The sequence below is a fragment of the Litoreibacter sp. JB4-2 genome (assembly GCF_055693445.1).
On the sequence record NZ_CM146334.1, the window covers coordinates 1,111,072 to 1,137,559 of the forward strand.

Consider the following 26,488-nt stretch of genomic DNA (forward strand, 5'->3'; position numbering starts at 1 on the left):
TTTGGGGCCTCTCAGTGAGTGTAATCTACGGGATCAACACCAAGATCGTTGGCGATGGACACATTGAACCGGGCACGCTCGTCTTCTGATTTGAAGCGGACGTAATGCAACCGGGGGAAGCGCTCTTCCAGAATGGGCATGGTCTGGAACGGGCTGGTCCGCGACAGAATGATCAGCGGTCTGCCCGAGTGATCCTGCGCGGCGGCATCCCGCATCGCAGACAGATCATGGCCGTCAATCTCAATGCAGATCGCGCCGAAGTTCTCAAACTTAGTTTTGATGTCGCCGACCTCCATCACCGATGACATTGCGCCGTCACATTGCTGGTCGTTCACATCCATGATCGCTTTGACCTCAACACCATGGTGGGCGCAGGCCTGCACGGCCTCCCATGTCTGGCCCTCCTGAACTTCGCCGTCAGACATGAAGACCCATGTGCGCCCGGCCTCACCGCGCCGTTTGCGGCCCCATGCCAATCCAGCCGCCGTCGACAGGCCGATCCCCAAAGTGCCATTATGGACTTCCATGCCGGGGCTGTGTTCGGCGCCGATCATCTCAACAGATGATCCGTCCTTATTAAACATCTCCAGACCCTCGGGCGCCATTCGGCCCACCTCGATCAGCGTGGCATAGGCGACCAATGCGTAGTGCGCGGGCGCGATGAACAGGCGGTCAAATTCGGGGGATGCGGGGCCGTTATACCCAGCTCCGGTGTGGTAGTCGGGATTGTCCGGTGACGGGACGCCCTCAAAGGGTTTAGGGATCATGGGCAACGTCGGTGCGCCCAGGTTCAGCTCTTCGTTATAGAGCCAAGCGAGTTGCTCCGATGCGGAGCAGGCCTGGCTCAGATACCCGCCGTTGTTTCGGATGGAATGCTCAAATACTCTACGACGGATGCCGAGGGCGACGTCTTCGGTGGTCTTTTCATTCCGCATGGCAGCCTCTCTATTACTTTACAAAAGTCATAATTTAGATCATATGTAAAAGTCAAGGATGCCAGATCTCAGGGACCTGCAGATGAAGTTTACATCCTCCCACTGGGGGACTTATCGATTGGACGGTGCTGGCGGGATCGCCCCCATTTGCGATGATCCGCAGCCATCCCGCATCGGGCGCGGATGGGTTTCGGCCGCACAAGATCGGGCAAGCCGGATTTTAACGCCAGTGGCCCGTCGCGGCTGGCTGAACGGAGACAATGGCGACAAACGCCACGACGACAGCTTTGTCGAACTGAGTTGGGGCACGGCAAACGCGCTTATCGCAAAAGAGATAACCCGCGTGCGAGATGAACATGGCAACAGCGCTATTTTTGGTGGGTCTTACGGATGGGCAAGCGCAGGGCGGTTTCACCACGCCCAAAGCCAGCTTCGCAGGTTTCTGAATTTGGCTGGCGGCTATGTCTCGTCCCGAAACACCTATTCGCACGCTGCGGCAGAAATCCTGTTCCCTTATATCATTGGCCTCAGCAACCGCGGCTTTCTGGACAACATGACAAGCCTGCAATCCGTCGCGGAACATTGCGACCATTTGCTTGCCTTTGGCGGCATCTCTGAGCGAACAGCGCAAATTTCATCGGCAGGTGTCACGCGCCATGATACCGGTGAGGCATTGGCCCAACTTCGCGCGCGCGGTGCCACAATTGTAAACGTGTCCCCCCGCGGCACGGACCTGCCCGGCGCAGACTGGCTGTCGATCCGGCCCGGCACAGATACCGCGATGCTGCTGGCGCTGACCTATGAAATACTGACCGCAGGGCACGCCGATGAAGCGTTCCTGTCGACCTATACGAGCGGATGGGACGATTGGCGCGCCTACGTCCTGGGTGAAAGCGACGGCGTGGCCAAATCCGCCGAATGGGCTGCACCGCTGTGTGATGTGGACGCCGCACGCCTTAAAGTCATCGCACAACAATTGGTCACGCAAAAAAGCATGATCGCCCTGAACTGGGGCATGCAACGGGCAGAGCATGGGGAACAGACACTTTGGGCCGCGCTGGGTTTGGCCTGCGTGGTCGGGCAGATCGGCAAACCGGGGACGGGCTTTGCCTTTGGCTATGGATCGACAACGCATGTGGGCGGTGCCACGCGGCTGATCAGCTGGCCGTCTGTTCCGCAGGGGCAGAATCCCATCACGGATCATATTCCGGTCGCGCGGCTTGCTGATATGCTGCTCAACCCCTGCCAGCCGTATCATTATGACGGAGAACAGCGCCGCTATCCGGACATACATCTGGTGTATTGGTGTGGCGGCAACCCATTTCACCACCATCAGGATCTGAACCGTCTGAATGACGCATGGCGAAAGCCCGAAACCGTCATTGTTCAAGACCACAGCTGGACTGCGACAGCACGAAGGGCCGATATCGTGCTGCCCGCGACCACCCCGCTTGAGCGCGCGGATGTAATGATGAACCGGCGTGATCCATCCCTGTTCTATATGTCGCCGGTGTTTGATCCTATCGGGTCGGCACGTGACGATTATGACATTTTTCGTGGGCTCGCTGCCGAGATGGGTTTTGAAAACGCCTTCTCCGAAGGGCGCAGCGCTGACGATTGGCTGGCCGCGCTTTGGCAACAAGCGCAAGTCACGGCGCAGGAGGCAGGGTTTGCCTTGCCGTCCTTTGCCGAGTTCAAGGAAACCGGGCGGTTCGATGTGCCTGATTCCGACGATACCCGCGTTGCGTTTGAAGGTTTCGTCGCCGATCCGAATGGCGCACCCTTGGCGACCGAGACCGGTAAGATCACCTTGCACAACAAAACAGTCGCGGGCTGGAACCTGCGGAGCTGCCCCGGGCACCCAACGTGGCTGCCGCCCTCGGAATCCCTTTTGTCAGCAAAACCCGGCGAGCTGCATTTGATATCGGGGCAACCCGACACCCGTTTGCACAGCCAGAATGATCGCGGCACCGAGGCCCTTGCTGACAAAATCAACGGGCGCGAACCTGCCTATCTGCATCCAAACACCGCCGTCGCGCGCGGATTGGAGGACGGTTCAATCATACGCATCTGGAACACGCGCGGCGCGTGCCTTGCCGGTCTGCGGCTCGATCCGTTGCTGCGGGAAGACTGCATTTCACTTGCAACAGGCGCGTGGTTTGATCCTCAAGTGATCAAAGGCCAGTTGCTCGAAGTCCACGGCAATCCAAACGTCCTGACAATTGATCGCGGCTGTTCAGACCTGAGCCAGGGCAACATGGCCCATACTGCGCTAGTTCAGATTGAGAAATGGGTGGGTCCGGCGCCAAAGCTGAGCATCGACAGACCGCCCGTGATCGCGCCGGAAACAAACGATCAAGTAAGGATCAAGACGTGACAAAGCTCTGGTTGGGACTTGATGTCGGCACGACGGCCGTCAAAGCGGCGGCCTATACCAAAGACGGCCAACAGGTCGCGATGGCCGAAGCGCCAAGCGCGGTTCAGCAATCTGCGGGCGGCAAAAGCGAACAGGACATGGACGAGGTCCGCGACACCGTCTTTAGCGTGCTGCGCGCCCTGACAGCGCAATGTGATGGGCAGAGCTTTGAGACCCTCGGCGTCGCAGCGCAGGGCGATGGGATATGGTGTATTTCTGATGACCACACGCCGACGGGACCAGCCATGCTCTGGAATGACACGCGCACCGCTGATGATTTGGCGGGGATGGTTGAAACGGGTGCGACGGCCAGCATTGGCCGCGGATGCCATACGTCCCTTTGGTCCGGCACGTCGGGCATGTTGTGGCGGTGGATTGAGTCCGCCGATCCCGACCGGGCCGCACAGACCGCGCATGTGATCAATTGCGCTGACTGGGTCGGGCTTTGCCTCACAGGTCAGCTGGCCACAGATTTCTCAGACGCTTCGATCCCCTTTCTGGATTTCGAAACGCGGGCCTATTCACCCGACCAGATTGCGGATTTGGGGTGTCAGGACATCGCGCCGAAACTCACGCCCCCGCAGTGCGCAGACAGTGTTCTTGGCACCATCACGGCAAAAGCAGCACAGGCGACAGGACTTCCCGAAGGGCTACCGGTCGCAGTGGGGACGCTGGACCTGTCTGCAATGATTGTCGGAATGGGGATGGATCAACCGGGGCAAACCATGATGATCATGGGAACAACGGCGGTCGTAAATATCCTCACCGATCATGTGACACCTTCGGACGCGCCGGTTGGCGCGAGCGTGCTGCATCCGACGGCAGACGTCACGATCCGTGTTCTGGCCCCCACGACCGGGGCGGCTGCGTTCGATTGGTTTGCAGCTTTGCACCCGCAAAGCCTTGGCGGCACATCAGCGGGCGAAGTTGCGGCGCGCCTGAATGAACTGGTGTCAGACGTTCCTGTTGGCGCGAACGGCGTGACGTTTCTGCCCTATCTGAACGGCGAGCGCGCGCCTTTTGTGGCGCCAGACATCCGCGGCGGGTTCCACGGGCTGTCCGCCACCACCACAACAGGCGACATGGGCCGCGCGGTGCTTGAAGGGGCCGCCCTCAGCCTGCGCCATTGCTTTGAGGACGAGGGCGGCTTGCCTACAGCACCGGTGCAGCTGACGGGTGGTGGTGCCAAAAACCCTCTCTGGTGTCAGATCATCGCGGATGTGATGGGCTATCCGGTGCAGGTCAGCGCGGCCTCTGATCACGGGCTGTGGGGGGCGGCGGCGATTGGTGCCGCTGCCTGCGGGCTTGGGGATGCCGTGGCCCTCGCGGCTCAGCGCGATCAGGCGCTTGAGACCTATCAACCAAAGAACGCCGGCGCTTACGACGCCGTCTTCGCCAGATACGCTGCCATTTCGCGCCATCACAGGGCGCTGCAGGCAGAGCTTTCAAACATACGTAAGGACACGCAATGACACAGACCATGCAGGCCGCAGTTCAGCATGCCATCGACGACATACGGCTTGAGGAACGCCCCGTGCCTGACATCGGACCGGGCGAGGTGCTTCTCAAGACATTGGCCTGTGGGCTGTGCGGTGGTGAGACGATGGCATGGTACAAGTCCGAGCCCAAGGTTCTGGGTCACGAACCCATCGGCGAGGTGCTCGAGGTCGGCGCAGGCGTTTCTGACTTTGCCGTGGGCGATCGCCTGTTCGTCAATCACCACGTGGGTCGCGTCAATTCGCATCTATCGCTCAGGGGACATTTCACACGGGATCCCTTCTACAAATCCATGAAGCTCGATCCCGGCGGGGTCTGCGAATATTACCGCGTGACGGCCCAGCACCTTGCGATGGACGCGCATAAGCTTCCAGACAGTATTTCGACCGAGGCCGCGATCACGATTGAACCCTGGTCCTGCGTTCTGTCTGGGCTCAAGACCTGCCACATTCAGCCGGGCGATACGGTTGCTGTGGTTGGGGCCGGGTTTATGGGACAGGGATTTGTGCATCTCGCACCGCTGTTTGGTGCAGGCAAAGTTGTCGCACTGGATTTTTCGGACTGGCGATTGGCCAAGGCCCTTGAATTCGGGGCGACGCATACGATCAACCCAAAATCCGAAGACGCCGTCGCAGCGATGCGCGCGCTGAACAACGGGCGGCTGGCCGACACGGTGATCGTAATAGCCCCCTTCCCGTCTGCATGGGATCAGGCGCTGGCACTGGTCGAGGTCGGCGGTTGCATGCATCTGGGCGCCCCATTGCCGCCTGACACGGATTGGGTTCGCAACGGCAACGCTGCCTATTTCGATCAGATCACCGTGACGTCGCGGTATTCATCAGACCATACGGACACCTACAGCTACATCCGGCTGCTCGAAGCGGGGCGGATCAAGGCGGATGCAGCGATCTCGCATCGGTTCGATATCTCGGACTCTGCCGAAGCCTTTCGGATGCTGGTCGAGGCGGAAAAATCGCTCAAGATTGTGGTCTACCCCCACGGCGTGCCTGCTGCACTCAAGGATGTCGCGTGATGCTTGAAGCGCTGAAAGAAGAGGTTTGCGAACAGAACCATGAGCTGCCCAAAAACGGGCTGGTGGTTGGATCGGGCGGGAATGTGTCCGGGCGTGATCCTGAAACCGGGTTGATTGTGATCAAACCCTCTGGCGTTAAATTCTCAAAGCTCACACCGGATACGATGGTGGTGGTCGACATCGATGGCAATGTCATCGAAGGCCAGATGAAGCCATCAGTCGACACCGGCGTTCACCTCTACATCTATCGCCACCGCGAGGACGTGAACGGCATGTGCCACACCCATTCGCCCTATGCGTCTAGTTTTGCCGCTCGGGGCGAACGCATTCCTGCGGTCCTGACGCCGATCACGCATATCCTGGGCCGCGACGTGCCCTGTTCACGCTACGCGACACCCGGCGAGGTTGATACAGGCCAAGCCATTATTGACGCGGCTGAAGGCGGGATGGCTGTGTTGGTCAAAGCGCATGGGGTTTTCACCATGGGCAAATCCGCAGCAGAGGCGACGTCGATTGCCATGTACCTTGAAGAGGCGGCGATGACGACGCATCTGGCCATGCTGCGCGGCCCGGTCGAAGAACTGCCGCAGGAAGAAATTGATCGCTGCTATGCGTGGTTCCGTCAGAACTATGGTCAGTCCGGGAAAAAGGACGTAAATTCCTAAGCATGGATAAAGCGACACATGCACACCGCTCTGGCGGGGACAAGGAAGCCCTACTTTCGAATGTGGCCTTGCTGTATTACGGCGAGGGTCTGACACAGGGCGAGATTGCAAAACGCATGAAGGTCAGCCGAGCCACGATCGTGAACATGCTGCGCGAAAGCCGCGAATTGGGTATCGTCGATATCCGGGTTGAGGGGCGCCACCTGTCGGGGTCCAATCTCGCGCGCAATTTGCGTGAAAAATTCGACTTGGAAGACGTCTATGTTGCACGCGCTGAGGCGGATCAATCGTTGTCACGCGCGGATACCCTTTTGCAATTGGCGCGGGTTGCGTCAACCGCCCTGCTGGATGTGACAAGCCCGGGTGACCGGGTCGGCGTTGCTTGGGGTGAGACCATTATGGCTGTGGCGGATGCGCTCCCCATGAACCCTTTGGCAGACGTAGAGGTATGCCAATTGATTGGCTCTATGATCTCGGACCGGGTGCCGGCATCTGAGAATTGCACCATTCAGATCGCCAGCAAACTGGGCGCCCAGTCTTTCACGTTGCACGCGCCCGGATTGATTTCGAACGCTGAGCTTGCGACCCGCCTTCGAGCGGAACCTGCAATCAAAAGCCAGCTGGACCGGCTGTCTGCGCTGGACCTGATTGTGTATTCCATCGGGAACATAAAGGCAGACACACATCTGGTGGCCGCAGGCCTCGCGTCCAGCGCCGAGCTGAAAGCGGCAACAAAGGCCGGTGCTGTTGGCATCGTTTGTTGCCGGTATATTGACCGCGACGGGATTGAGATTGACCTGCCCCCCGCGAACGGGTCATTGCGGCAGAACTGGACGATTTGAAAGCGGCCAAACGGCGGCTTTTGATCGTCTGCGGGGAAGACCGGCGGGATGCAACGCTCAGTGCGATCCGTGGTGGGCTTGTGTCGCACCTTTGTGTAGACACGGCGCTGGCGACCGCATTGCTCGATGGCTGAGGCTGGGTGTTGCGGGCCCGTATCGGGGCGTCTGACACGCGATGTTGTCCGGTCAGACTATACCCCACAGATGAAAGCGGGCGATTTCCCGACAATCGCCATTCTGGCTGCTAACGCTCTGATCGGCACCAACACTGCGCTGATCACCGACGATGGCGAAGGCCCGCTGCGCCGCAAAAAGATCAAGCCCTTTCGCATCGGACAAACGACCGTGACCAACGCCCAATTCGCGGCCTTTGTCAAACAGACTGGCCATGTGACCGAGGCCGAGCTGTTTGGCTGGTCCTTCGTGTTCTGGTCGCAGGTGCATGACAGCGCTGGGCCGACCGAAGGGGTGTCCGGCGTTGAATGGTGGCGGCGGGTGGACGAAGCGAACTGGCGCGATCTGCACGGTCCGGGCACGCAAGCGTCCGCTTGGCACCCCGATCATCCCGTTGTGCACGTCTCATGGAACGACGCACGTGCCTATGCGGCTTGGGCCGGTGGCAGACTGCCGACCGAGGCTGAATGGGAGCACGCCGCGCGCGGCGGTCTGGGCGATGTGCGCTACCCTTGGGGCGACACGGACCCGGATGATCGTCAGTTTTTCCCCTGCAACATCTGGCAGGGACAGTTTCCACAGACGAATGCAGGCCTCGATGGGTACGAGACCACGGCACCCGCCAAATCGTTCGATCCCAACGGGTACGGCCTGTTCAACATGGTCGGAAATGTCTGGGAATGGACGTCCGAGCCGTTCAAGATCCGGTCGCAGAAAAAGTCCGCCCGCGCACGGCAAGCGGCGATGAAAGGGTTCAAACTGGCGAAAGGCGGATCATTTCTATGCCATGCCAGCTATTGCTGGCGCTACCGCATTGCGGCCCGCACGGGCAATTCACCCGACAGCACAACAACCCATACCGGGTTTCGTGTGGTGTGGGACGCGTAGATCAGTTTGAGACGACGCCGATTGATCCGGATCAGGCCGCAAGCCCAAGACGTTCAAGCTGTTCTGGCGGGAAACCCTCTGCGTCCATCAGATCGCGCACCAGTTTGAGCATCCGGTCCTGTTCGCTCTGGTTCTTGTCCCAAAGATTGTCCGCCTGTCCGGGGTCCGTCACCCGGTTGAACAGAAAATTCTCGCCGGTTCGGGAATCAACACTGATCGGAATTTTCCACATGGGCAGGTCAACGCTTGGATCGAAATATCCTTGATCCACAGGTTTGTTGGGCGGCTTGGACAACCGGCCATCCATCGGATTGTCCACGATCAACGGCCGGTAGATCGCCGTCGAATAAAGAAACAGCGGTTTGTCCGGCTCAGGCGATTTCAGGATCGTCCAGGTGCCGTCGGTGGCACAGACCCCCTGCCCGAACGTCCCATAAAGAATCGCCTCGCGCGTTGACGGCGCATCCTGCACGATCATCGGCAGCAAGGATCGGCTGTGGCGATTGGCCTTGGTCACATCAACCCCCGCCGCATCAATGATGGTCGCAAAAAGATCGACCGTCTGGGTCAGCCCGGACACGCGTTTGCCATTACCCGGATTGGCCGGATGCCAGACCATCAACGGGATATTCGCGTGGCTGTCGAAATGCGGGTGCTGTTTGCCAAAGGCCCGCCGTTCGCCCATGTCATGCCCATGATCCGTGGTCAGGATCACCATCGTGTCTTCCCACAGGCTCATCGCGTCCAGCTTGTCCATCAAGGTACCAAGCCATTTGTCCATCATCGTGACCTTGCCCATGAATTGTGACTTTAGAAATGCAAGCTCTTCGTCGGTCGTCTGATCCATGAACGCATTGAGATCATCGTAGACTTGGTACGGCGGCCAGATGTTGAACTCATTTTTGCTGGCCCCTTCTGCATACATGCTCTCATAGGGTTCGGGGACTTCAAAAGGCTCATGCACATCGAAGGTCTCCACGTGCAGGAAAAATTTGCCCTTGTCGGCATTGCGATCCAACCAGTCACAAGCTCCCCCAAAGGTCTTTGCAGAGAAATAGTCTTCTTCTCCCTCAAAATCCTTCACATTGGCATAATACTGCCCGATGTGCTCCGGCGCGCGGAATTCTTCGACCTTTTTGACCCAAGCAGGCTTTTCTTCATTTGGGTCCTGAACCTTCCAGTGGTCAACTTCGTAGCCACGGATCATTTCAGTGGTGTCGTAGCTCTGAATGTAGCCGTTCGCCTCTTCTTCCCAGTAGTGATAGTGATCGGTCACAATGTGGGTGTGATATCCGCCCTTTTTGACTTCTGCAGGCAACCGCGGATCAAACACTTCCAACGACCCCCACGGGCGCCACATGAATTCCTTTCGACCTGCGATCAATTCGCGTCGCGCGGGCATGCAGGGCAGACTGCCCACAAAGTGGTTGTCGAACACGTGCGAGCGTGCAGCAAGGCGATCAATGTTGGGAGTCGCGCAGCAACTGTCGGGGTTATAAGCGCGGAGGCAATCCCTTGTCAGACTGTCCACAAGGACAAGAACAATATTCATGCCAAACTCCGTCATTAGCGGCCTGCAAATAGTTTAGCTTCAGACCTTAAAATTGACAAGTGTCAAAAATTATGACAATTGATTAGTTACGACCATGGCTTCGGTACGCCCATTCCGAAACCAGGTGCAAGAATAAACCGGGAGGACTGGCTATGCCAAATTCAAAGACAAGTTACCTGAACCGCCGGACGGTTCTGAAAGGCGGCGTCGCCGCAAGCGCTGCACTTGCGGCACCAACTTTTTTCGTCGGAAAGGCGCATGCAGCAAATGAAAAGCTGAAAGTCGGGATCATCCCCGCCTATTCGTTTGGCCTGTACTGGCTGATCCAGGATCAGGGTTTTGCACCCGGTGTCGACATGGAATTCTCTGTTTTCCCGTCTGGCCCGCCTGCAATCGAAGCCATGGTAGGCGGCTCTGTCGACACAATCACCGTGGGTTCCGTGCCCCCGCTGGCTGCGATGTTCCGCAAAGTCGCGGACTTCCGCGAAATCTCAATCTGCGGTGATGCTTCAGGGTTGTTCCAGATTGTCGGCAAACCGGGCATGAGTTCCTTGGCTGACCTTGAAGGCAAGAAAATCGCCGTCACCTCCGGGTCGAACTTCGATTTCTTCCTTGGCGTGGCTTTGGCCAACGAAGGCTTGGAAGATATGCCACTGACCCGCGTGAACATGGAACCGATTGACGGCCAATCGGCCTTTATCGCGGGTGCCGTTGACGCGACGGTGCCTTTGGCCACATCCCGCAAACTGATCTATGATGCCCTGCCTGACGCATCCCTGTTGGTCGAAGGATCGCAAATGCCGCTTGAGGCGCGCCCGTCCATTATGGACGTCTTTATGACCACACAGCAGAATATGGACGCCAAACAAGACGCCTATGTCGAGGTTGTCCGGGCCTTCCACGATCAGGCCGTGAAAATGCTGCGCGAGGATAACGCCGGAACCGTTGAGCGGATGATTGAGTGGCAGACCGGTATGGGACGTGCGGGTGTCACGGCCGCAGATGTCGAGCCGCTGCTGAACGGCTATTTCTACTTTGATAAGGCCGAGATCAAAGACGTTTACGCCAAGGGCATTCTGAACAAGGCGCTTGCTGTCCAATCGGAGTTCCTCGTGGCGAACGAGCGGATTGGCGGCATGCCGGACCTCGATGCCCTTGTATCCGATCAGATCATCAAGCAAATCTAGACCATGGATGGTCTGAAAAGAATATTGACCGGGCGCTTTGTGCTGGGCGCCCTGTCGATTGGCCTAGTGCTTTTGGTTTATACCCTCATCACCGGTCGCCCCGACAACAATCCGGCACTCTTACCGCCGATTCCAGATATCATCGCGTCGTTCTTTACAAACCTCGCGGCGGGGACGTTGCTGGATGCGTTGGGGGCGAGCCTGTACCGGATTTTCCTTGGCTTCTTCATTGGCACGACGCTAGCTGTGATCATTGGTTGTCTGGTTGGTTGGTATAAGACCGTTGAATACCTTGTTGATCCGCTGATCGAAGCAATCCGTCCGATCCCGCCGCTGGCCTATATTCCGATCATCATCATCTGGTTCGGCATCGAAGAATTCAGCCGCGTACTGCTGATCTCGATTGCCTGTTTCATGGTCTGTGTGGTCAATGTCATCGCTGGCATGAAAAACGTGCCACAGGTTTATGTCGATGCGGCCTCAACGATGGGCGCCAGCCGGTTTCAGGTGTTCCGCACGGTCGCAGTTCCAGCGGCCACACCGTTCATCATCACCGGGTATCGCATCGCTCTTGCAGCAGCGTGGACCACCCTCGTGGCCGCAGAGCTCATCGCCGCTCCAAGCGGGCTTGGATACATGCTGCAAGAAGGGCGACGGTACTTTCTAACGGATCAGGTCATGATGATCATCGTCATCATCGGTGCCTGTGCCTTCATCATGGATCGCACCTTTCGTTCAATCCAGAAACGCCTGATGATCTGGTCGGAGACCCGTGAATAATGCCTGAGATTGTTGTTGATAAGCTGACCCACACGTTCGGCAAAGGTGGCCCAGAAGCGCTCACCGTTCTTGAGAACATCGAACTTAAATTCGAGGACGGCAGCTTCACCTCCATTGTCGGCACCTCCGGCTGCGGCAAATCCACCCTGCTGAAAATGATGGCCGGTCTTTTTGATCCCTCCGATGGTCAGATGACGCTTGACGGCGACATCATCAAAGGCACCGACCGCCGGCGCGGAATGGTGTTCCAACAGGATGCAGTATTTCCTTGGATGACCGTTGCCAAGAACATCTCTTACGGCCCCCGCCTGCGCGGTGCCAGCGCAGCTGAACAGCGCGAGGTGGAGGCCAAATGGACCGAGATGGTCGGCCTCAAAGGGTTTGAAGATCGTTGGCCGAGGGAGCTTTCCGGCGGCATGCGCAAGCGGGTCGATATTGGCCGGGTTTACGCCAATGATCCTGACGTGTTGCTGATGGATGAACCCTTCGGCGCGCTTGACGCCCAGACCAAAGAACGCATGCAGTCGGACCTATTAGAGGCTTGGCAACAATCAAGAAAAACGGTTGTCTTTGTTACACATGACCTCGAAGAAGCGATTTTTCTGTCCGATCGGATCATCGTTATGTCCGCCCGCCCTGGTCGCATTCATCATATCGAAGAGGTCTCGTTGCCACGCCCCCGTACGGACGGAATGCGGCTGACGGATGAGTTCATTCAGATCAAACGCCGCTTGTGGGCCATGCTCGAACACTAGTCAGATATCGCGTAGGTATTAAGGGCTCGTATTTCGTTTTCGCCGCTGCATGGTCTTAAGTCTCCTCTAAATCGAGGAACGGCAGACACCGTTCGCCGACATCGCTTGAAGGTCGATGCGCTCAACAATATTTAGAGCATCTTCCCACTCAACGCCGAGGCAACGCACCGTGCTATCAACCTATGCTTAGCCATGCAGAAGCTGCATCGCGCGAAGGTTGCCCGTATTGCAGTATATTTCAACTTCAAATGGTAGGCCGTTTTGTCCAAAGCCGCTTTGGACTTCCCTTAGATAAGCTGCTTTTTCAGAAACGCCTGCACCAGATATTCATTGGTCTGGCCTTTGGCTGCCAACCTGATCCGTTTTACTTCCTGCTTAGCGTCATTCGGATCTGCGCCTTGCGCCAGTAGTGCCGTGGCGGCATCCTTTGCCTTTCGGGCTTGTGCAAGGCTGGTTGCCGGGTAGTCACCTATGACCAGCAACTTCTCTTTGCCATCGATGCGGCATTTGAACCGCCACGATTTTGATCCGCTGACTTTAACCAAAACGAACAACCCTTCAAAATCACTGACTTTGTAGGCTTTATCCTTTGATTTCAGGTTTCGGACTTGGATATCGCTTAAAGGCATCGTGGGGGTACGCTACGTTTCGCAAATTCATCGTGCCACCAATTGCACCCCTTTCCTGGGGGTACGCTGCTGAATCACATAAAACAGCAAAGGACGAATGATCTCGACCATAGCCTTATAAAAAAGGCTAAACCAGATGTCACTGGACTTTAAAGAATGGTTAAATGGTGCCCCCACACGGACTCGAACCGCGGACCTACTGATTACAAATCAGTTGCTCTACCAGCTGAGCTATAGGGGCGTGCGCGGGTCAGGTGGCCTTTTCCGCGACGGGCTCAGAGCAGCGACGCGTCGATGTGAGCCGCGCATGCATTAGCGCAGCGCTGAACCATGCGCAAGGGTGAATTCTTGTCTTTATTGCGAGAGTTTTACGGACCAAGATTTTGCCGCGCATGCGTGCGACAGAGGCATTGCCAACGCCACCCAATTGCCGTTCGTACAGGCTTTCGCCTCTTCACCATTCATTAGCTATGATCGGGTTATCTGCAATCATGTGGCATGTGCTTGCGATGACAATCCCGGTCTTGCTGCCGTCCTGGCGGTTTTTCAAGGAGGTTGCGCCCTCCCCCGGATTGAATGGCGGCTTTTGGATGTTCCTGATGGTGAGACAGCAGGGTGGCGCCCGTTTCGACCACGTCCGAAGACACTTTCACCGAAGCAGATGTTGGGCCGGTTGTTCTGGGCACCGGAGTGGAATGAAACGCTTTATCTTGTCAGTTGCGCGGAGCGGATCACCGTGCAGGCAAACCCCCATGCGATCAATGAAATTCGCACACGAATTGCGCGATCTGCGCGCGCGGCAGGCTGCGACGGACGTTTTTTGTTCCGGCTGGTTTTTGTGCAGGCCACCGCCGGGAAGATCACCCGCGACACGATATTCGTGTCGGACCCGTATATTGTGGCTGAGCAGGAAAGCGCGTGACGCTGGAGGCGGCGCTGCGCGCGAGTGAAATCCTTCTGGCAATTGCTTTTTTGCAAAGCTCCGCAGAGCATCTGTTCGCCAAGACAGGTGACGGCATTTTGTTTGCGCCCCGCGCGGCGCTATCCGTTTTGCTGCTTGCAGGTGTGTCGAGCCCTTGGATGGTGCTGGCGCTGTCGCTCCACAGCCTTGCGATTTTGCACCGGTTTGACGGGCCCTATAACGGCGGCAGCGACCGGATGGGGCTGCTTGTTCTGTATTGCCTGACGGCTGTGCATTGGCTGCCGTCAGGCCGCCCACAGGAATTGGCATTTGGCTATCTGGCGCTACAGGTGGTGCTGTCTTACTTCATCTCTGGTCAGGTCAAGATCGTGAACCCGGATTGGCGCGCGGGCCGGGCGCTGCGCGACGTGTTCCGCTTTTCCGCATACCCGGTCTGCCGCAACTTGCGCGGGCTGGCGCATAAGCAGCGGCTGCTGCTGGCGATGTCCTGGGCGGTGATGGTGTTTGAGCTGCTCTTCCCGTTCAGCTTGCTCGATACACGCTTGCTGATGGCGGCATTGGCCGTTGGTCTGATGTTTCATTTGGCCAATGCGGGCCTGTTCGGGCTTAACCGGTTTGTCTTCGTTTGGGTCGCGGCCTACCCGTCGCTGATCTGGTTGCAGTCGCGAGTCGCGCAGCTGATCTAGAGCAAATCGGTCAGTTTGTCGGGCTGCAGCAGCTTGGCCCGGCGCATCATCGAGACCGGGTAGCTAGGGTCATTGACCATCCGGTCGACGGAGAATTCTTCCTCCAAAGTGCTGAGCCGCGTCAATGCGCGCGACGCATCCGGCATCCGCCCCAACTGCGACGCGATCCCGGCAAGGTAGCGCAAAGGCGGGCGGAAATTCGGCGCGAGCGCGTTGGAGACGGACGCATATGACATTGCCTCATCCAGTCGCCCGGTGACAGCTGCACTGAGCGCTTGTTGGAACGACGTCCAGAACTCGATGGATGATTTCGCGCCCAAGGCCTGCGCGGTGACGGCTGCAGCATATGCCGTCTCCAGCGAGCCGCCATAGAGGTTGGCATTGGCCCAGGCAAACCAGCAGAGCGGGTTGGAGCGGTTCAGCGTCACCGATTGCCGGGCGAGCGCGCCGCTTTGGATCGTATCATTGTCAAAGATCAGCCGCGCATTGGCGGTCGCAGCAAGAACGTTGGAATTCATTGGTTCCAGCTCAAGCGCGTAGCGCACATGTGCATCCGTCTGCTCGCGCAGGATATTTGATTCCTGATTTTGTTGCTCGACATGCTGGATGCAATGCACCTGCGCCAGCCATGCGTGGTAGAGACCGCGGTTTTGCCGCTCCAACGCATTGTTGAGCAGCAGGCGTGCCTCTTCGACCTCGTCGGGGCGCATGGTGAACATTTTACGCAAGGCGGAGGCGGCCATCATATCGGCCTCAGACGCCGCCAAAGATTGCGCCAGCCCGCTATTGCCCATCAACAGCTCTGCGAAGGCCACGGTGGCGCGGTGCGCGAGTGACTGGCAGCTGAAATTTTCAGGGCCTGCGACCTCGTTCTGGGCGATGGTGACCGTCTCGCCCCAAAAACTGCGCAACCCGCTGAGCGATTCCAGCGAGGCACGAACATGCCGCTCGCCGGTCTGGTTGGCCAGCCCCTGCACCCGCAGCACCAAACCGCTTTCGATCTTGCTGGTTTGAAACGAACCATCAGGCAGGTCGAAGGAAAATTCGACGTCAAACGCTTCATTCAGGCTGCGTTGGATCGCCTCGATCAGGATCGTTTCAAGGATGACATTGTCCGGGTCGCCCGTGCCGGCAGCGATGATGCGCACCTGAATGGGGGCCGGTTTTTGTTGGGTCACCATTGGCGCAACCAGCGATGATTTGACGACCGTGGTTGCGGGCTGTTCCTCGTAATGGGCGCGCATTGCACGCAGCCAGTCGTTGAATTCCGGGTCTCGAACATCCATGCCGGCCAAGAACTCCGCCTCTGCGGCGGGCATGTCTTCTAGCGGCGCGACCTCGATTTGATCACTGTCGAGCGAGATCACAGATCGGCTGGCTTCAAGCACCTCGGCATGGTCGCCGAGCGTTTTGCGCAGGTCGTGAAGGGTCTGGCGCAAGCTACCGGAGGCTTGTTCCGCCTCGCGGTCGCTCCAAAGGTGGTCTTGCAACCATGCGCGGCTGCGGCGATGGTGGCGGCTTGTGACCAATAAAGCGACAAGTGCCTGCGTTTTGGTCGCGCGCGGCGTCAGGTCAGTGCCCGCTTCATCGGCAATCGAAAAGCCACCGAAAAGGTTGATGAAAAGCCTGACCTTGCTCATTGCGCACCCTTCTTAGCGCAACATTGTTTCGCGCAATTGTTAGCCTAGCGTCAATAATTCGTGAATTCCACCACCAACCGTATTGACCTGAAGGATTTCCGCGTTTTCCATCTCCCTGTTTAAATTTGGTTTTTTGGGGGGCGTTATGCGCGGAGATGGATTTGCACAGGCCGGGGGCCACGCGGGCGGTCATGCCGGTGGACACGCGGGCGGACATGCTGGTGGTCACGCCGGTGGACATGCGGGAGGCCACGCTGGCGGGCACGAAGCTGGTCAGCACGCCGGAAGCGGCCCATCACCACTGCTATCGGCTGCACTTTTAGCCAATCAAGAAGGCGTGCGCGGCGGCTGGGAGATGCCAAAATCGGTTGATCTGCCAAAGAAACCCACCGACATGAATTACCTCACCGGCCTGCGCCGGATACAGGTCCTGATTGGCCAGGGCGCGCCGCATTTCCACATCAAGCCTGAGACTGGCACCGCCGCCTCGCTGGTCTATCTGGGCAGAACCGTCGCGCAAATTCACCAACCCAATGTGGGCTACGGCAGGGGCAAATCCGCGCATGCGCTGTCCCAGCAGATTGCGCTGATGCGCGGATATTCCGACCTGCGCGTTGACCGGATCCCTGAAATTCAGGTCCAGCTGAGCGACATCATGTCCTTCTTTGGACAGGCGGCGCGGCTCAACCCGCGTGATCGCAAGGCGACGATGGAGCTGCTCTCGGTCGTGCAAGGCCTTTGCGTACCACTGGAAATGCAGATGAAACATATGCTGTGGCTACCACGGCCGGGTGAAGTCGACCCGCGCGTGCTTCCGATCATCCAGACGCCGGATCATTCCGCCTACCCCGCCGGTCACGCGGTCGAGGCTTTTGCCGTCGCCACCATTCTGGAACGGCTGATGTCCAAACGCCTTGATCTTTCCGATGACTGGCCCCTGCCCGCGCGCATTGCGCATCGCATCTCGGTCAACCGGGTGATCGCGGGCGTGCATTACCCGATGGATTGTATCGCGGGCGCCGTGATTGGCCGCGCCTTTGCCGAAGCTTTCCTGCATCTGGTTGGCGAGACCACCGACTTGAAATACCACAACTTTGGCGACGGCCCCGATGTGCTGGCGATGGATGCAACGCCCGCCAATATCGCTGACGCTATGAAGGGCGCTAAGACGAAAGCGCCCAAACCAAGCGATCTGCCCAGCGATCTGCTGAAAGCCCATTGGGCCGCGGCGGTGAAGGAATGGGCCAAGAAATGACCCTGACATGGAGCGATTGGGCCGCCTATGACAAGGCAGGCTCCCACGCGCCCTATGTGGCGTGGTGGAACAGCACAAAGCCGCCTGAAAAGGCCTTCAAAGCCCCGAAGATGGCACCTTTGTCAGCAGACCCATCCGCGGCGGAAGTGATCCTGACCGAATTCCCGGCGGGTCAGGTGCCGATGCGCAAGGGGGCCGAGAATGACGCATTCTGGGCCGAGGTGCTAAAAGCCAAAGACGCGCAAGGACGCCCGGATCTGGGCATTTGGCGCCCCAAACTGCCCAAAAGGGACGTTCCGCATTTGCCGCCCGACGCGGTGATCGTGGGCGTGGTGGATCGCGGCATCCCGTTGCACCATATGCGACTGCGCGACAAAAACGGTAGCCGGATTGTGGCTGCTTGGCAGCAAGACGCGGTCTGGTCGGCCAGCTCCAAGGCGCTGCTGCCGATGGGCTCTGAGCTGTACAAAGGCGATATCGACAAAGCTGTCGCCGCCAATGGCCATGATGAGGACGCGTTGAACGAAGGGTTCGGACTGCTCAACATGGGCGACAAACTCGGACCTCGTGCAATTGCGCGCCGCCAGTCGCATGGTGCTTCCGTGATGGATCTGACGGCAGGGCATGAAAGTGGTGAATGGCCCGACAACCTCTATGTCATCGCGGTCAACCTGCCGGACCGCGAAACGGTCGGGCTGTCTGGCACGTTTCTGGACTATTTCACGACGCTTGGCATTTACCGCATAGCGGAGCTGGCCGATTGGCTTTGGGCTGAGAACAAATCGCGCTGGAAAACCAAACCCGCCAAGGGGCAAGAGGGCTTTCCCGTTGTGATCAACATGTCCTTTGGAAAAAACGCAGGACCCAAAAACGGGAACGGATTTTTCCACAGCATGATCAGTGGCTTACGTGCGAGCAGGCCTGCAGGCGCGCCCCTGACGATGGTGATCCCAACCGGCAATGACAACCTGTCGCAAGGCAACGCAGTGCTGGACCTGGATGCCAAAACTGGCACGCAATCGCTGGATTGGATGGTCTCGCCTGAGGACCAGTCGCAAAACTTCGTTGAGGTCTGGACCGACCCGCTGCCTGAGGCGGAGGTCGACAAAATCGTCCTCGACGTAGACCTGCCAGGCGGGTCTATCTCACCACCGGCGGGCAAAGCCGCCAAAACCAAAGCCAAGGCGCGACCCAGCCCCAAGATCGGGTTGGTACGCTACTTGCAAAAACAAGGTGACAAGCGCCCCTTTGCCGCGCTCTACCGGCGTCAGTTTCCCGAGCCCGGCGCGCCGGGATTTGTGCGGCTGCAATTTGTGCTGGCGACGCTGGCCTCGCTTGATTTTGACTATCCCCGCCGCACGATCCCGTCGGGCCAATGGACCATCCGGCTGCAAAACAAGTCTTCCAAACCGGTCACGGCCAGCCTGTCGGTGCAGACCGATCAATCCCCGCTGCCCAGTGGCGCGCAAGGCTTGCGGTCATTCTTCACCGACAAAACCTATCGCCGGTTTGACGCGACCGGTCGTGTTATGGACAGCTACGCCTACCCGTTTGACGGCCCGCCGCAAAATCTGGACGTCGCCGATAAGGTGAAGCGTCATGGCAGCCTGAACGCGACCGCAAGCGCGCAGGGCACTGTGATTGTGGCTGGCCATTTGGTGCAGGATGGCCGCCCGGCGGATTATTCGTCAACCGGGCCCCTCGCGGGTGAGGATTGGCAAATGCCGACCCTGTCTTGCCCGACAGAAACGGGAACCGTGCATGTCGGGATTTTGTCTGCGGGCAGCCGCGACGGGGTGACGCTGCCGGTCTCCGGCACCAGCTTTGCCTCCGCCCAAGCGGCGCGGGTGATCGCGGCCGAGCTGTGCAAGATCACAGCAAAAGCCAAAGCTGTCAGCGAGATTGACGCCTTCGATCCGGTTGCGTGGGTTGGCACCTTGGCCAGCCGGACGGAAACCGTGCCCAGCGCCAAGCTGCCACGCGCCAAGCTTGGAAAAGGCCGCCTGCCTTGGCCTGAACCAAAGCGCCAACGGGACCGCACCGCTTCGGTCTTCTGAACCCACGTGGAAAAAAGCGGCCGCAGCAAAGGGCTGCGACCGCTTGGAACTATTTACGAGGGACTTTGGTAAAACGGTAACTCGTTAAAGAGGGACCTTGGAAAACGTGAACTCGTTCAGAACAAGTACAAAGGACCGGGCGGCTTACTTGCGCACCACGTCCCAAACACCACCAACACCGTCGCCGGTCGCGTCACCGCGTTCCGTGTCGCCGGCCCAGAAATAAAGCGGCTGGCCGCGCAGGGTCCATTGGCGGGTACCATCTTTGCGTTCGATCACGCCCAGCGCGCCCTCTGCCTTGGCGGCGGCCGCTGCGGTAAACGGTGGCCAAGCCTCGGCGCAATCGCCGTAGCAGTTGGAGACATCTTTGGCGTCTTTGCGGAATGTATAGAGCGTCATGCCCGATTTGGCCGAAACCAGGACCTTGCCGATGTCGGAATTGACGGCGCCCAAAGGCTGGGCCGTGGCAGGTACGGCCAGCAAAGTCATGGCGGCGATTGCGGAAATAAAAATGGGTTTCATGGTCGTTGATCCTTTTAAAATCGTGTGTCTCGCAGGGCCTGTCTGCCCCTACTGATGACCACTACGCACCGGCCCCACGGTTTATTCCCGGCCTCTCAAAAAAAATTGAAATTTTTTAGCCGCCCCGCGCGTAACCCCTGCAAGACAAGGAAAAGGAGGCGCGTGTGTTAGCGGCCATAAATTGCCACATGAGCGGCCCGGCGGGCCCCATCGCCCCGCCCGTCATTGCACAAACGGTGCCGGCCACGCATAGTCGCGCCGAGAACCGTCGTGAGGGCCGCGTGTCGAGAGACCTGAAACCAGAACTGATTGCGCTTTTGCCGCGACTTCGGCGATTTGCGCGGTCGCTGACCCGCTCCATCACCGAGGCGGACGATCTGGTGCAGGAAGCCTGCCTGCGCGCGCTGAGCCGCGCCGATCAGTGGGATCCGTCGCAACCGCTGGACCGCTGGATGTTTCGCATCACCCGCAATCTATGGATCAGCGAAATGCGCAAACGCAGCGTGCGCCTGGGGCAAGGCCATGTGCCCGCCGACGAAACGCCAGAGCTGCAGAGCACTGAGACTGGCGAACAGACGCTTGTCGCGGCGCAATTGCATGACCGTATCGCGGCCTTACCTGAAGAGCTGGGCTCTGTCCTTTTGACCGTCTCGGTCGAGGGCTACAGCTACGCCGAGGCAGCGGCGCTTTTTGACATCCCCCTTGGCACCGTGATGAGCCGCGTACATCGCGCCCGGAAAGCCTTGGCCAAACACATTTCGGATCCTGAGGGAGCATCCCTGTGACCCAATATGAGGACAAACTGAGCGCCTTCCTTGACGGCGAACTGCCTGAGAGCGAGACGCGCGAAATCGAAGAGGCTCTGTCGGGCGACCCTGCCCTGCAATCCGCACTTGAGGCGTTGATGGCGGCTGACGCAGGGGCGCAAGACGCTTTTGCCGCGATGTTGGGCGAACCCGTCCCGCCCGCGTTGATTGCAGCCATTGAGGATGCTCCGGTCGCGGCGCCCGCAAATGCGCCAGAGCCGCCGCGCGCGTCAGGCCGGCTGATGGCCGCAGCCATTGCCGTGATTGCCTTGGCCGCTGGCGGGGTTTTCGGGTATCTGGGCGGGTCGTCGCAAAACACGCAGCTGGCGGCTGCCCCGGGCTGGCTGGCCGATATTGCCGATTATCACAGCGTTTATGCTGGCCAGAAACGCCATCTGGTCGAGGTCCCCGCCGCCGAGGCCGACCATATTCAGACTTGGCTGACCGCGACCATCGGATCGCAGGTCCGCATCCCCGATCTGGCCGACCAAGGCCTGACGTTCCAGGGCGCACGTCTTTTGGTGGCCAGTGGCAAACCGGTGGCGCAGCTGATGTACACTGACGCCGACGCACGTGTCGTGGCCCTGTGCCAGATACAATCCGACACGCCACGCGACGGGTTTTCCGAGCGCAGTCTCAATGCGTTTGACATGGTCAGCTGGGGCGGCACGGACGCTAATTTCGTGGTGATCGGCGATGAAGGTGCGCATGACATGCAACAAATCGCCCAAGCCGCCGCGTCGCAGGTCTGATCCTAGCGATCCGCTGAAACCAGTCATCGACGCAGATTGGGTGGGTAAAAATTTTGCAGAGGTGAATGGTGCTGTGAGGGAGGATTGAACTCCCGACCTCACCCTTACCAAGGGTGTGCTCTACCACTGAGCTACCACAGCATTTCAAGCGCCGTATCAGGCGCGTGGGCGGGGGATACGATCAAACGCGCGCCCATGCAACCCTTATCTGGACCCTTTTGCGCCCTCGCTGTAAGAGGGGGCATGCGTGGAAAATCGACATCTTCAAATGCGGATCGGCCAAAGAGCGAGGCCCAATTGCGCGAAGACCGCCTCAAGGCGGCGTTGAAGTCGAATATGGGGCGCAGGAAAGCGCAGGCCCGGGCCCGGAAGGCGCCTGAGGACCAAGAAAAAGAAGAGTAGAGGCAGGCAGTTATGGATAAAATCGTGGTCCGGGGCAACGGCCCCTTGAAGGGGCAGATCCCAATCTCAGGGGCCAAGAATACCTGCCTCAAGCTGATGACGGCGGCGCTGTTGAGCGACGAGCCGTTGACGCTGACCAATGTGCCGCGCCTGTCAGACATCAAGACGCTGGGCGCGCTGCTGGAATCACTGGGCTGCGAAGTGGCTCTTTTGAATGGTGGCAACGTCATGGCTTTGTCGGCGGGGCGGATCACGTCACGCAAGGCGGAATACGATATGGTGCGCAAGCTGCGCGCTTCGTTCAACGTATTGGGCCCGCTGCTGACCCGCGAAGGCGAGGCCACCGTGTCCCTGCCCGGCGGCTGCGCAATTGGCGCGCGCAAGGTTGATTTGCACCTGATGGCGCTGGAAAAACTGGGCGCCGTGCTGACGCTGGACGAAGGCTATGTGCACGCCAAAGCCCCCGCGGGCGGCTTGATTGGCGCCGAAATCGAGTTCCCTTTTGTCACCGTGGGCGGCACCGAAAACGCGATCACGGCGGCGACGCTAGCCAATGGCACGACCGTCATCAAGAACGCGGCGCGCGAGCCGGACACGGTGGATTTGTGCAAATGCCTCGTCGCGATGGGCGCGCGCATTGAAGGCGCCGGAACCTCGACCATCACCATCGAAGGGGTCGACCGACTGCATGGCGCGACGCATGAGGTGATCCCGGACCGCATTGAGCTGGGCACGTTCATGATCGCACCGGCGATTGCGGGCGGCGAGGTCGAATTGCTCGGCGGGCAGCGTCATTTGGTCGAGGCGTTTTGCGACCGGTTGGAAACCACCGGCGTGCAAATCATTGAGACGCCCAATAGTTTGGTGGTGCGCCATGACGGATCGCGCCTTTACCCGGTCGATGTGGAGACGCAGCCCTTCCCCGGCTTCCCCACCGATTTGCAGGCCCAAATGATGGCCGCGCTTTGCTTTGCCGACGGCGTTTCCGTGCTGCATGAAACGATTTTCGAGAACCGGTTCATGCATGCGCCCGAGCTGATCCGCATGGGCGCCAAGGTCGATGTCCAAGGCGGACATGCGACGGTGACGGGTGTTGAAAGCCTGAAAGGCGCACAGGTGATGGCGACGGATTTGCGGGCCTCGGTTTCTCTGATCCTGGCTGGGCTGAAGGCGGAGGGCGAAACCGTTGTGGCGCGGGTCTACCATCTGGACCGCGGCTATGAGCGGATCGAAGAAAAACTAGGCGCGGTTGGCGCTATGATTGAGCGGGTGAGCGAATGAGCGGTGACGCGCGATTTGAAGACGGGGCGGATCGCCCACTGCGTTTAAAGGCGGAGGATGCGGAGGATCTGCAAGTCCTGTCGTCGCTGGTGCAGGACGCCGTGTTCCCACTGGCGGAGATGGCATGGAAACCCGCCGAACGGCGCTTTGCGATCCTTCTGAACCGGTTCCGTTGGGAAGATGCAGGCAAGGCGGGGCGTAGCGCGCGCGACTTTGAACGCACCCAGGCGGTATTGATGTTTGACGACGTGCTCAAAGTGTCCAGCCAAGGCGTGGAACGCGATGCGGGGGACATGGTGATGTCGCTTCTGTCCGTGGGTTGGACGCCGGGCGCGGACGGCGCGGGCCGGTTTGAGCTGACGCTGGCAGGCGACGGCGCTATCGCGCTGGACGTGGAATGCGTCAATGTCACATTGCAGGACGTCACACGGCCCTATATTGCGCCATCGGGCAAGATGCCCAGCCACCCGGAATAGACCTTAATGCCTCAATTTCTCAACAGCTTGGACGCGGATTTTGACGCGCGGTTTGCCGCACTTTTGACCATGAAACGCGAAGACAGCCCGGATGTGGATGACGTAGTCGCGGGCATCATTGCCGATGTGCGTGCGCGCGGCGATGAGGCGGTGATCGAGCTGACAGCCAAGTTTGACCGGCTAGAGCTGACGCCTGAGACATTGGCCTTCTCAAAAGACGAAATTGCCGCTGAGATCGCAAAAGTAGCACCCGAAGAACGCGCCGCGTTGCAGCTGGCCGCCGATCGAATCCGCGCCTATCACGAGCGGCAATTGCCAAGCGATGACAGCTGGAACGGGCCGCATGGCGAAATGTTGGGCTGGCGCTGGACGCCGGTCTCTGCCGCCGGGCTTTATGTGCCGGGGGGCTGGCAAGCTACCCGTCTTCGGTGCTGATGAACGCGATCCCGGCACAGGTCGCCGGTGTCGAGCGGCTCGCGATTTGCGCGCCCACGCCCGCCGGGATTTGCAACCCTTTGGTGCTTTTGGCCGCCGAGATCAGTGGCGTGGACACGATCTACCGGATCGGTGGGGCGCAGGCGATTGCGGCATTGGCCTATGGCACCGAAACCATCGCCCCGGTCGACAAGATCACCGGGCCCGGAAACGCCTTTGTGGCCGCCGCGAAACGCCGGGTCTTTGGCAAGGTCGGCATCGACATGATTGCGGGCCCGTCAGAAATTTTGGTGATTGCGGACAAGGACAATGACCCCGACTGGATTGCGGTCGACTTGCTGAGCCAGGCGGAGCATGACGAAAGCGCGCAATCCATACTGATCACGGATGATGCGGCGTTTGCAGATCAGGTGGCAAAAGCCGTCGCCAGCCAACTTGAAACGCTGGAACGGCGCGACATCGCTAGAAAATCCTGGGAGGATTTTGGCGCAATCATCACCGTAGCCGACATGGCCGAAGCGGTCGCCCTCTCCGATAGGATCGCGCCTGAACATCTTGAAATTGCATGCGAAAACGTCGACGCAGTCGCAGCCCAAATCAAACATGCAGGCGCGATTTTCATTGGCGCTTGGACGCCAGAGGCGATTGGTGACTATATCGGTGGGCCGAACCACGTGTTGCCGACAGCGCGCTCGGCGCGGTTCTCATCAGGGCTGTCGGTGATGGATTTTGTCAAACGCACCACGCTGTCGCGCATGACGCCAGAGGCTTTGTCGGCCATTGGCCCGGCCGCCGAAACGCTGGCCAAATCCGAAGGGCTGGAAGCCCATGGGTTGTCAGTGCGCGCAAGATTGGACAGGTTAAATCAATGAGTAAGCTGGTACATATTGAAATCGACGATGCTGGGCTGCCAACACCCACGCCGGAGATCGAACAGGAACGCAAGGTCGCGATTTTTGACCTGCTTGAAGACAACAGTTTTTCGGTGCCGCGCGAGGATGTACCGGACGGGCCCTACCGTCTGGCGCTTGCGATCCGTGAACGACGTTTGGTCTTTGACGTCCAAACCGAGGCCGCGGACCCGGCTGCGGAATTCCACCTTTCGCTGGGGCCATTTCGGCAGGTGGTAAAAGACTATTTCCAGATTTGCGAAAGCTATTTCGACGCGGTGAAGAAGCTTCCCCCCAGCCAGATCGAGGCGATTGATATGGCGCGGCGTGGCATCCACAACGAGGGTGCCCGGGTGCTGCAAGAGCGGCTGGAAGGCAAGGCGGAGGTCGATATCGACACGTCGCGACGTCTGTTCACGCTCATTTGCGTGCTGCATTTCGGGGCTGATCAGATGGGCGAGGAGCTGCCACAGTCGGTTCTGTTTTGCTGCGATCACAACGCGGTCCGCTCGCCCATGGCCGAGGGGCTGATGAAGCAGTTTTACGGCACCGACATCTACGTGCAGTCAGCCGGCGTCAAAAATGACCTTGATATTGATGGGTTCTCCGTCGCGGTTTGCGGCGAGCTGGGGGTTGAGCTGACCCGGCACCGCACCCGGTCTTTCGAGGAGATGCAGGAATGGGGCGACGATCTGTCGGCCTTCGACCTGATCATCGCACTGAGCCCTGCGTCGCAACGCCAAGCACTTGAGCTGACGCGGCTTTTTCACCTTGAGGTCGAATATTGGCCGATCCTGGACCCGACGGGGCTGGGCGAAGGACGGGAAGAGAAGCTGAATTCCTACAGGCAGGCCCGTGACCAGATCAAAGACCGGATCCTGAAGCGGTTTGGTCCTGCCCGTACATAAAGGGACCAGCGCGACCACAAGCGTCATGGTTTCACAAAAATACGCCTTTTGGCCGCCGTCCCCGATGCGGGTCGGCGGTTTGAGCTGTCTCTCATACGCGATA

The 26,488-nt window shown here is 59.0% G+C and carries 24 protein-coding genes, 2 tRNA genes and 2 pseudogenes; 21 read left to right on the forward strand and 7 right to left on the reverse strand.

The window, feature by feature from the left end:
• Positions 1–11 precede the first annotated feature (11 nt).
• Positions 12–935, reverse strand: a complete 924-nt coding sequence (locus tag ACZ1G7_RS05545) for a transketolase (RefSeq protein WP_472662838.1) — start codon at positions 933–935, stop codon at positions 12–14.
• A gap of 82 nt (positions 936–1,017) precedes the next feature.
• On the opposite strand from ACZ1G7_RS05545, the gene ACZ1G7_RS05550 reads away from it, so the two are divergent.
• The 7 genes from ACZ1G7_RS05550 to ACZ1G7_RS05580 are packed head-to-tail and all read left to right on the forward strand — an operon-like array spanning position 1,018 to position 8,450.
• Complete coding sequence (locus tag ACZ1G7_RS05550; protein WP_472662839.1) at positions 1,018–3,312, forward strand: molybdopterin-dependent oxidoreductase; 2,295 nt, start codon at positions 1,018–1,020, stop codon at positions 3,310–3,312.
• Positions 3,309–4,823, forward strand: coding sequence for an FGGY-family carbohydrate kinase (locus ACZ1G7_RS05555; RefSeq protein WP_472662840.1), 1,515 nt, complete (start codon positions 3,309–3,311; stop codon positions 4,821–4,823). The genes ACZ1G7_RS05550 and ACZ1G7_RS05555 overlap by 4 nt, the downstream gene beginning before the upstream one ends.
• A complete protein-coding gene (locus tag ACZ1G7_RS05560; protein ID WP_472662841.1) occupies positions 4,820–5,881 on the forward strand; it encodes a zinc-binding dehydrogenase in 1,062 nt (353 codons plus the stop codon). The genes ACZ1G7_RS05555 and ACZ1G7_RS05560 overlap by 4 nt, the downstream gene beginning before the upstream one ends.
• On the forward strand, positions 5,881–6,546 hold the full coding sequence (locus tag ACZ1G7_RS05565; RefSeq protein ID WP_472662842.1) for an L-ribulose-5-phosphate 4-epimerase: 666 nt from the start codon (positions 5,881–5,883) through the stop codon (positions 6,544–6,546). Before ACZ1G7_RS05560 ends, ACZ1G7_RS05565 begins: the two co-directional genes overlap by 1 nt.
• Positions 6,547–6,548: 2 nt before the next feature.
• A complete protein-coding gene (locus ACZ1G7_RS05570; protein ID WP_472662843.1) occupies positions 6,549–7,388 on the forward strand; it encodes a sugar-binding transcriptional regulator in 840 nt (279 codons plus the stop codon).
• Positions 7,389–7,408: 20 nt separating this feature from the next.
• Positions 7,409–7,522: a hypothetical protein gene (locus tag ACZ1G7_RS05575; protein WP_472663675.1), complete on the forward strand. Its 114-nt coding sequence runs from the start codon at positions 7,409–7,411 to the stop codon at positions 7,520–7,522.
• On the forward strand, positions 7,515–8,450 hold the full coding sequence (locus ACZ1G7_RS05580) for a formylglycine-generating enzyme family protein (RefSeq protein WP_472662844.1): 936 nt from the start codon (positions 7,515–7,517) through the stop codon (positions 8,448–8,450). The genes ACZ1G7_RS05575 and ACZ1G7_RS05580 overlap by 8 nt, the downstream gene beginning before the upstream one ends.
• A gap of 31 nt (positions 8,451–8,481) precedes the next feature.
• Here the strand turns inward: ACZ1G7_RS05580 and ACZ1G7_RS05585 are convergent, their stop codons facing one another.
• Positions 8,482–10,002, reverse strand: a complete 1,521-nt coding sequence (locus ACZ1G7_RS05585) for a sulfatase (protein WP_472662845.1) — start codon at positions 10,000–10,002, stop codon at positions 8,482–8,484.
• A 152-nt stretch (positions 10,003–10,154) separates the two neighbouring features.
• Here ACZ1G7_RS05585 and ACZ1G7_RS05590 point away from each other — a divergent pair, with 152 nt between their 5' ends.
• From ACZ1G7_RS05590 to ACZ1G7_RS05600, 3 genes are read left to right on the forward strand one after another with little or no spacing between them, the layout of a single operon-like run.
• Positions 10,155–11,189 (forward strand): ABC transporter substrate-binding protein, encoded by a 1,035-nt coding sequence (locus ACZ1G7_RS05590; RefSeq protein WP_472662846.1) that lies wholly within the window; start codon positions 10,155–10,157, stop codon positions 11,187–11,189.
• Between the two features lie 3 nt (positions 11,190–11,192).
• A complete protein-coding gene (locus tag ACZ1G7_RS05595; RefSeq protein ID WP_472662847.1) occupies positions 11,193–11,969 on the forward strand; it encodes an ABC transporter permease in 777 nt (258 codons plus the stop codon).
• Positions 11,969–12,724, forward strand: a complete 756-nt coding sequence (locus tag ACZ1G7_RS05600) for an ABC transporter ATP-binding protein (RefSeq protein ID WP_472662848.1) — start codon at positions 11,969–11,971, stop codon at positions 12,722–12,724. The genes ACZ1G7_RS05595 and ACZ1G7_RS05600 overlap by 1 nt, the downstream gene beginning before the upstream one ends.
• 287 nt (positions 12,725–13,011) lie before the next feature.
• Here the strand turns inward: ACZ1G7_RS05600 and ACZ1G7_RS05605 are convergent, their stop codons facing one another.
• Positions 13,012–13,353, reverse strand: a complete 342-nt coding sequence (locus ACZ1G7_RS05605) for an Arm DNA-binding domain-containing protein (RefSeq protein WP_472662849.1) — start codon at positions 13,351–13,353, stop codon at positions 13,012–13,014.
• Positions 13,354–13,518: 165 nt separating this feature from the next.
• Positions 13,519–13,594 (reverse strand) — tRNA-Thr (locus ACZ1G7_RS05610).
• A gap of 345 nt (positions 13,595–13,939) precedes the next feature.
• Between ACZ1G7_RS05610 and ACZ1G7_RS05615 the strand changes: the two genes are divergently transcribed.
• Both ACZ1G7_RS05615 and ACZ1G7_RS05620 read left to right on the forward strand, forming a co-directional pair.
• A complete protein-coding gene (locus ACZ1G7_RS05615; RefSeq protein WP_472662850.1) occupies positions 13,940–14,275 on the forward strand; it encodes a hypothetical protein in 336 nt (111 codons plus the stop codon).
• The gene (locus ACZ1G7_RS05620; protein WP_472662851.1) at positions 14,272–14,961 is read left to right on the forward strand and encodes an HTTM domain-containing protein; all 690 of its coding nucleotides are present in this window, start codon (positions 14,272–14,274) and stop codon (positions 14,959–14,961) included. The genes ACZ1G7_RS05615 and ACZ1G7_RS05620 overlap by 4 nt, the downstream gene beginning before the upstream one ends.
• On the opposite strand, the gene ACZ1G7_RS05625 is transcribed toward ACZ1G7_RS05620, so the two are convergent.
• Positions 14,958–16,601 carry an AfsR/SARP family transcriptional regulator gene (locus ACZ1G7_RS05625; protein WP_472662852.1) on the reverse strand — a complete coding sequence of 548 codons (1,644 nt, stop codon included), beginning with the start codon at positions 16,599–16,601 and terminating at the stop codon, positions 14,958–14,960. The genes ACZ1G7_RS05620 and ACZ1G7_RS05625 overlap by 4 nt on opposite strands.
• A gap of 145 nt (positions 16,602–16,746) precedes the next feature.
• Between ACZ1G7_RS05625 and ACZ1G7_RS05630 the strand changes: the two genes are divergently transcribed.
• Both ACZ1G7_RS05630 and ACZ1G7_RS05635 read left to right on the forward strand, forming a co-directional pair.
• Positions 16,747–17,856 (forward strand): phosphatase PAP2 family protein, encoded by a 1,110-nt coding sequence (locus tag ACZ1G7_RS05630; RefSeq protein WP_472662853.1) that lies wholly within the window; start codon positions 16,747–16,749, stop codon positions 17,854–17,856.
• Complete coding sequence (locus ACZ1G7_RS05635) at positions 17,853–19,913, forward strand: S8 family serine peptidase (RefSeq protein ID WP_472662854.1); 2,061 nt, start codon at positions 17,853–17,855, stop codon at positions 19,911–19,913. Before ACZ1G7_RS05630 ends, ACZ1G7_RS05635 begins: the two co-directional genes overlap by 4 nt.
• Before the next feature lie 144 nt (positions 19,914–20,057).
• Here the strand turns inward: ACZ1G7_RS05635 and ACZ1G7_RS05640 are convergent, their stop codons facing one another.
• Positions 20,058–20,435 carry a COG4315 family predicted lipoprotein gene (locus ACZ1G7_RS05640; protein ID WP_472662855.1) on the reverse strand — a complete coding sequence of 126 codons (378 nt, stop codon included), beginning with the start codon at positions 20,433–20,435 and terminating at the stop codon, positions 20,058–20,060.
• 188 nt (positions 20,436–20,623) lie between these two features.
• Between ACZ1G7_RS05640 and ACZ1G7_RS05645 the strand changes: the two genes are divergently transcribed.
• Together ACZ1G7_RS05645 and ACZ1G7_RS05650 are read left to right on the forward strand one after the other, a co-directional pair.
• On the forward strand, positions 20,624–21,220 hold the full coding sequence (locus tag ACZ1G7_RS05645) for an RNA polymerase sigma factor (RefSeq protein ID WP_472662856.1): 597 nt from the start codon (positions 20,624–20,626) through the stop codon (positions 21,218–21,220).
• The gene (locus ACZ1G7_RS05650; protein WP_472662857.1) at positions 21,217–21,993 is read left to right on the forward strand and encodes an anti-sigma factor family protein; all 777 of its coding nucleotides are present in this window, start codon (positions 21,217–21,219) and stop codon (positions 21,991–21,993) included. The genes ACZ1G7_RS05645 and ACZ1G7_RS05650 overlap by 4 nt, the downstream gene beginning before the upstream one ends.
• Before the next feature lie 66 nt (positions 21,994–22,059).
• Here ACZ1G7_RS05650 and ACZ1G7_RS05655 read toward each other — a convergent pair.
• Positions 22,060–22,134 (reverse strand) — tRNA-Thr (locus tag ACZ1G7_RS05655).
• A 273-nt stretch (positions 22,135–22,407) separates the two neighbouring features.
• On the opposite strand from ACZ1G7_RS05655, the gene murA reads away from it, so the two are divergent.
• From murA to ACZ1G7_RS05680, 5 genes and pseudogenes are all read left to right on the forward strand, one after another.
• Positions 22,408–23,676, forward strand: coding sequence for a UDP-N-acetylglucosamine 1-carboxyvinyltransferase (gene murA, locus ACZ1G7_RS05660; protein WP_472662858.1), 1,269 nt, complete (start codon positions 22,408–22,410; stop codon positions 23,674–23,676).
• Complete coding sequence (locus ACZ1G7_RS05665; protein WP_472662859.1) at positions 23,673–24,152, forward strand: DUF2948 family protein; 480 nt, start codon at positions 23,673–23,675, stop codon at positions 24,150–24,152. Before murA ends, ACZ1G7_RS05665 begins: the two co-directional genes overlap by 4 nt.
• 6 nt (positions 24,153–24,158) lie before the next feature.
• A pseudogene (gene hisD, locus ACZ1G7_RS05670) lies at positions 24,159–25,459 on the forward strand (histidinol dehydrogenase).
• Positions 25,456–25,920: pseudogene (locus tag ACZ1G7_RS05675) on the forward strand (UPF0262 family protein); the annotation flags it as partial. The pseudogenes hisD and ACZ1G7_RS05675, both read left to right, overlap by 4 nt.
• A gap of 9 nt (positions 25,921–25,929) precedes the next feature.
• Positions 25,930–26,385 carry an arsenate-mycothiol transferase ArsC gene (locus ACZ1G7_RS05680; RefSeq protein WP_472663676.1) on the forward strand — a complete coding sequence of 152 codons (456 nt, stop codon included), beginning with the start codon at positions 25,930–25,932 and terminating at the stop codon, positions 26,383–26,385.
• The last annotated feature ends 103 nt before the right edge of the window (positions 26,386–26,488 follow it).

What these genes read in the sequence shown, in the direction of transcription:
- ACZ1G7_RS05545 (WP_472662838.1), bottom strand. Translation starts at nt 935, where the DNA reads ATGCGGAATGAAAAGACCACCGAAGACGTCGCCCTCGGCATCCGTCGT.
- ACZ1G7_RS05550 (WP_472662839.1), top strand. Translation starts at nt 1,018, where the DNA reads ATGAAGTTTACATCCTCCCACTGGGGGACTTATCGATTGGACGGTGCT.
- ACZ1G7_RS05560 (WP_472662841.1), top strand. Translation starts at nt 4,820, where the DNA reads ATGACACAGACCATGCAGGCCGCAGTTCAGCATGCCATCGACGACATA.
- ACZ1G7_RS05565 (WP_472662842.1), top strand. Translation starts at nt 5,881, where the DNA reads ATGCTTGAAGCGCTGAAAGAAGAGGTTTGCGAACAGAACCATGAGCTG.
- ACZ1G7_RS05570 (WP_472662843.1), top strand. Translation starts at nt 6,549, where the DNA reads ATGGATAAAGCGACACATGCACACCGCTCTGGCGGGGACAAGGAAGCC.
- ACZ1G7_RS05580 (WP_472662844.1), top strand. Translation starts at nt 7,515, where the DNA reads ATGGCTGAGGCTGGGTGTTGCGGGCCCGTATCGGGGCGTCTGACACGC.
- ACZ1G7_RS05585 (WP_472662845.1), bottom strand. Translation starts at nt 10,002, where the DNA reads ATGAATATTGTTCTTGTCCTTGTGGACAGTCTGACAAGGGATTGCCTC.
- ACZ1G7_RS05590 (WP_472662846.1), top strand. Translation starts at nt 10,155, where the DNA reads ATGCCAAATTCAAAGACAAGTTACCTGAACCGCCGGACGGTTCTGAAA.
- ACZ1G7_RS05595 (WP_472662847.1), top strand. Translation starts at nt 11,193, where the DNA reads ATGGATGGTCTGAAAAGAATATTGACCGGGCGCTTTGTGCTGGGCGCC.
- ACZ1G7_RS05600 (WP_472662848.1), top strand. Translation starts at nt 11,969, where the DNA reads ATGCCTGAGATTGTTGTTGATAAGCTGACCCACACGTTCGGCAAAGGT.
- ACZ1G7_RS05605 (WP_472662849.1), bottom strand. Translation starts at nt 13,353, where the DNA reads ATGCCTTTAAGCGATATCCAAGTCCGAAACCTGAAATCAAAGGATAAA.
- ACZ1G7_RS05625 (WP_472662852.1), bottom strand. Translation starts at nt 16,601, where the DNA reads ATGAGCAAGGTCAGGCTTTTCATCAACCTTTTCGGTGGCTTTTCGATT.
- ACZ1G7_RS05630 (WP_472662853.1), top strand. Translation starts at nt 16,747, where the DNA reads ATGCGCGGAGATGGATTTGCACAGGCCGGGGGCCACGCGGGCGGTCAT.
- ACZ1G7_RS05635 (WP_472662854.1), top strand. Translation starts at nt 17,853, where the DNA reads ATGACCCTGACATGGAGCGATTGGGCCGCCTATGACAAGGCAGGCTCC.
- ACZ1G7_RS05640 (WP_472662855.1), bottom strand. Translation starts at nt 20,435, where the DNA reads ATGAAACCCATTTTTATTTCCGCAATCGCCGCCATGACTTTGCTGGCC.
- ACZ1G7_RS05645 (WP_472662856.1), top strand. Translation starts at nt 20,624, where the DNA reads ATGAGCGGCCCGGCGGGCCCCATCGCCCCGCCCGTCATTGCACAAACG.
- murA (WP_472662858.1), top strand. Translation starts at nt 22,408, where the DNA reads ATGGATAAAATCGTGGTCCGGGGCAACGGCCCCTTGAAGGGGCAGATC.
- ACZ1G7_RS05665 (WP_472662859.1), top strand. Translation starts at nt 23,673, where the DNA reads ATGAGCGGTGACGCGCGATTTGAAGACGGGGCGGATCGCCCACTGCGT.
- ACZ1G7_RS05680 (WP_472663676.1), top strand. Translation starts at nt 25,930, where the DNA reads ATGGGCGAGGAGCTGCCACAGTCGGTTCTGTTTTGCTGCGATCACAAC.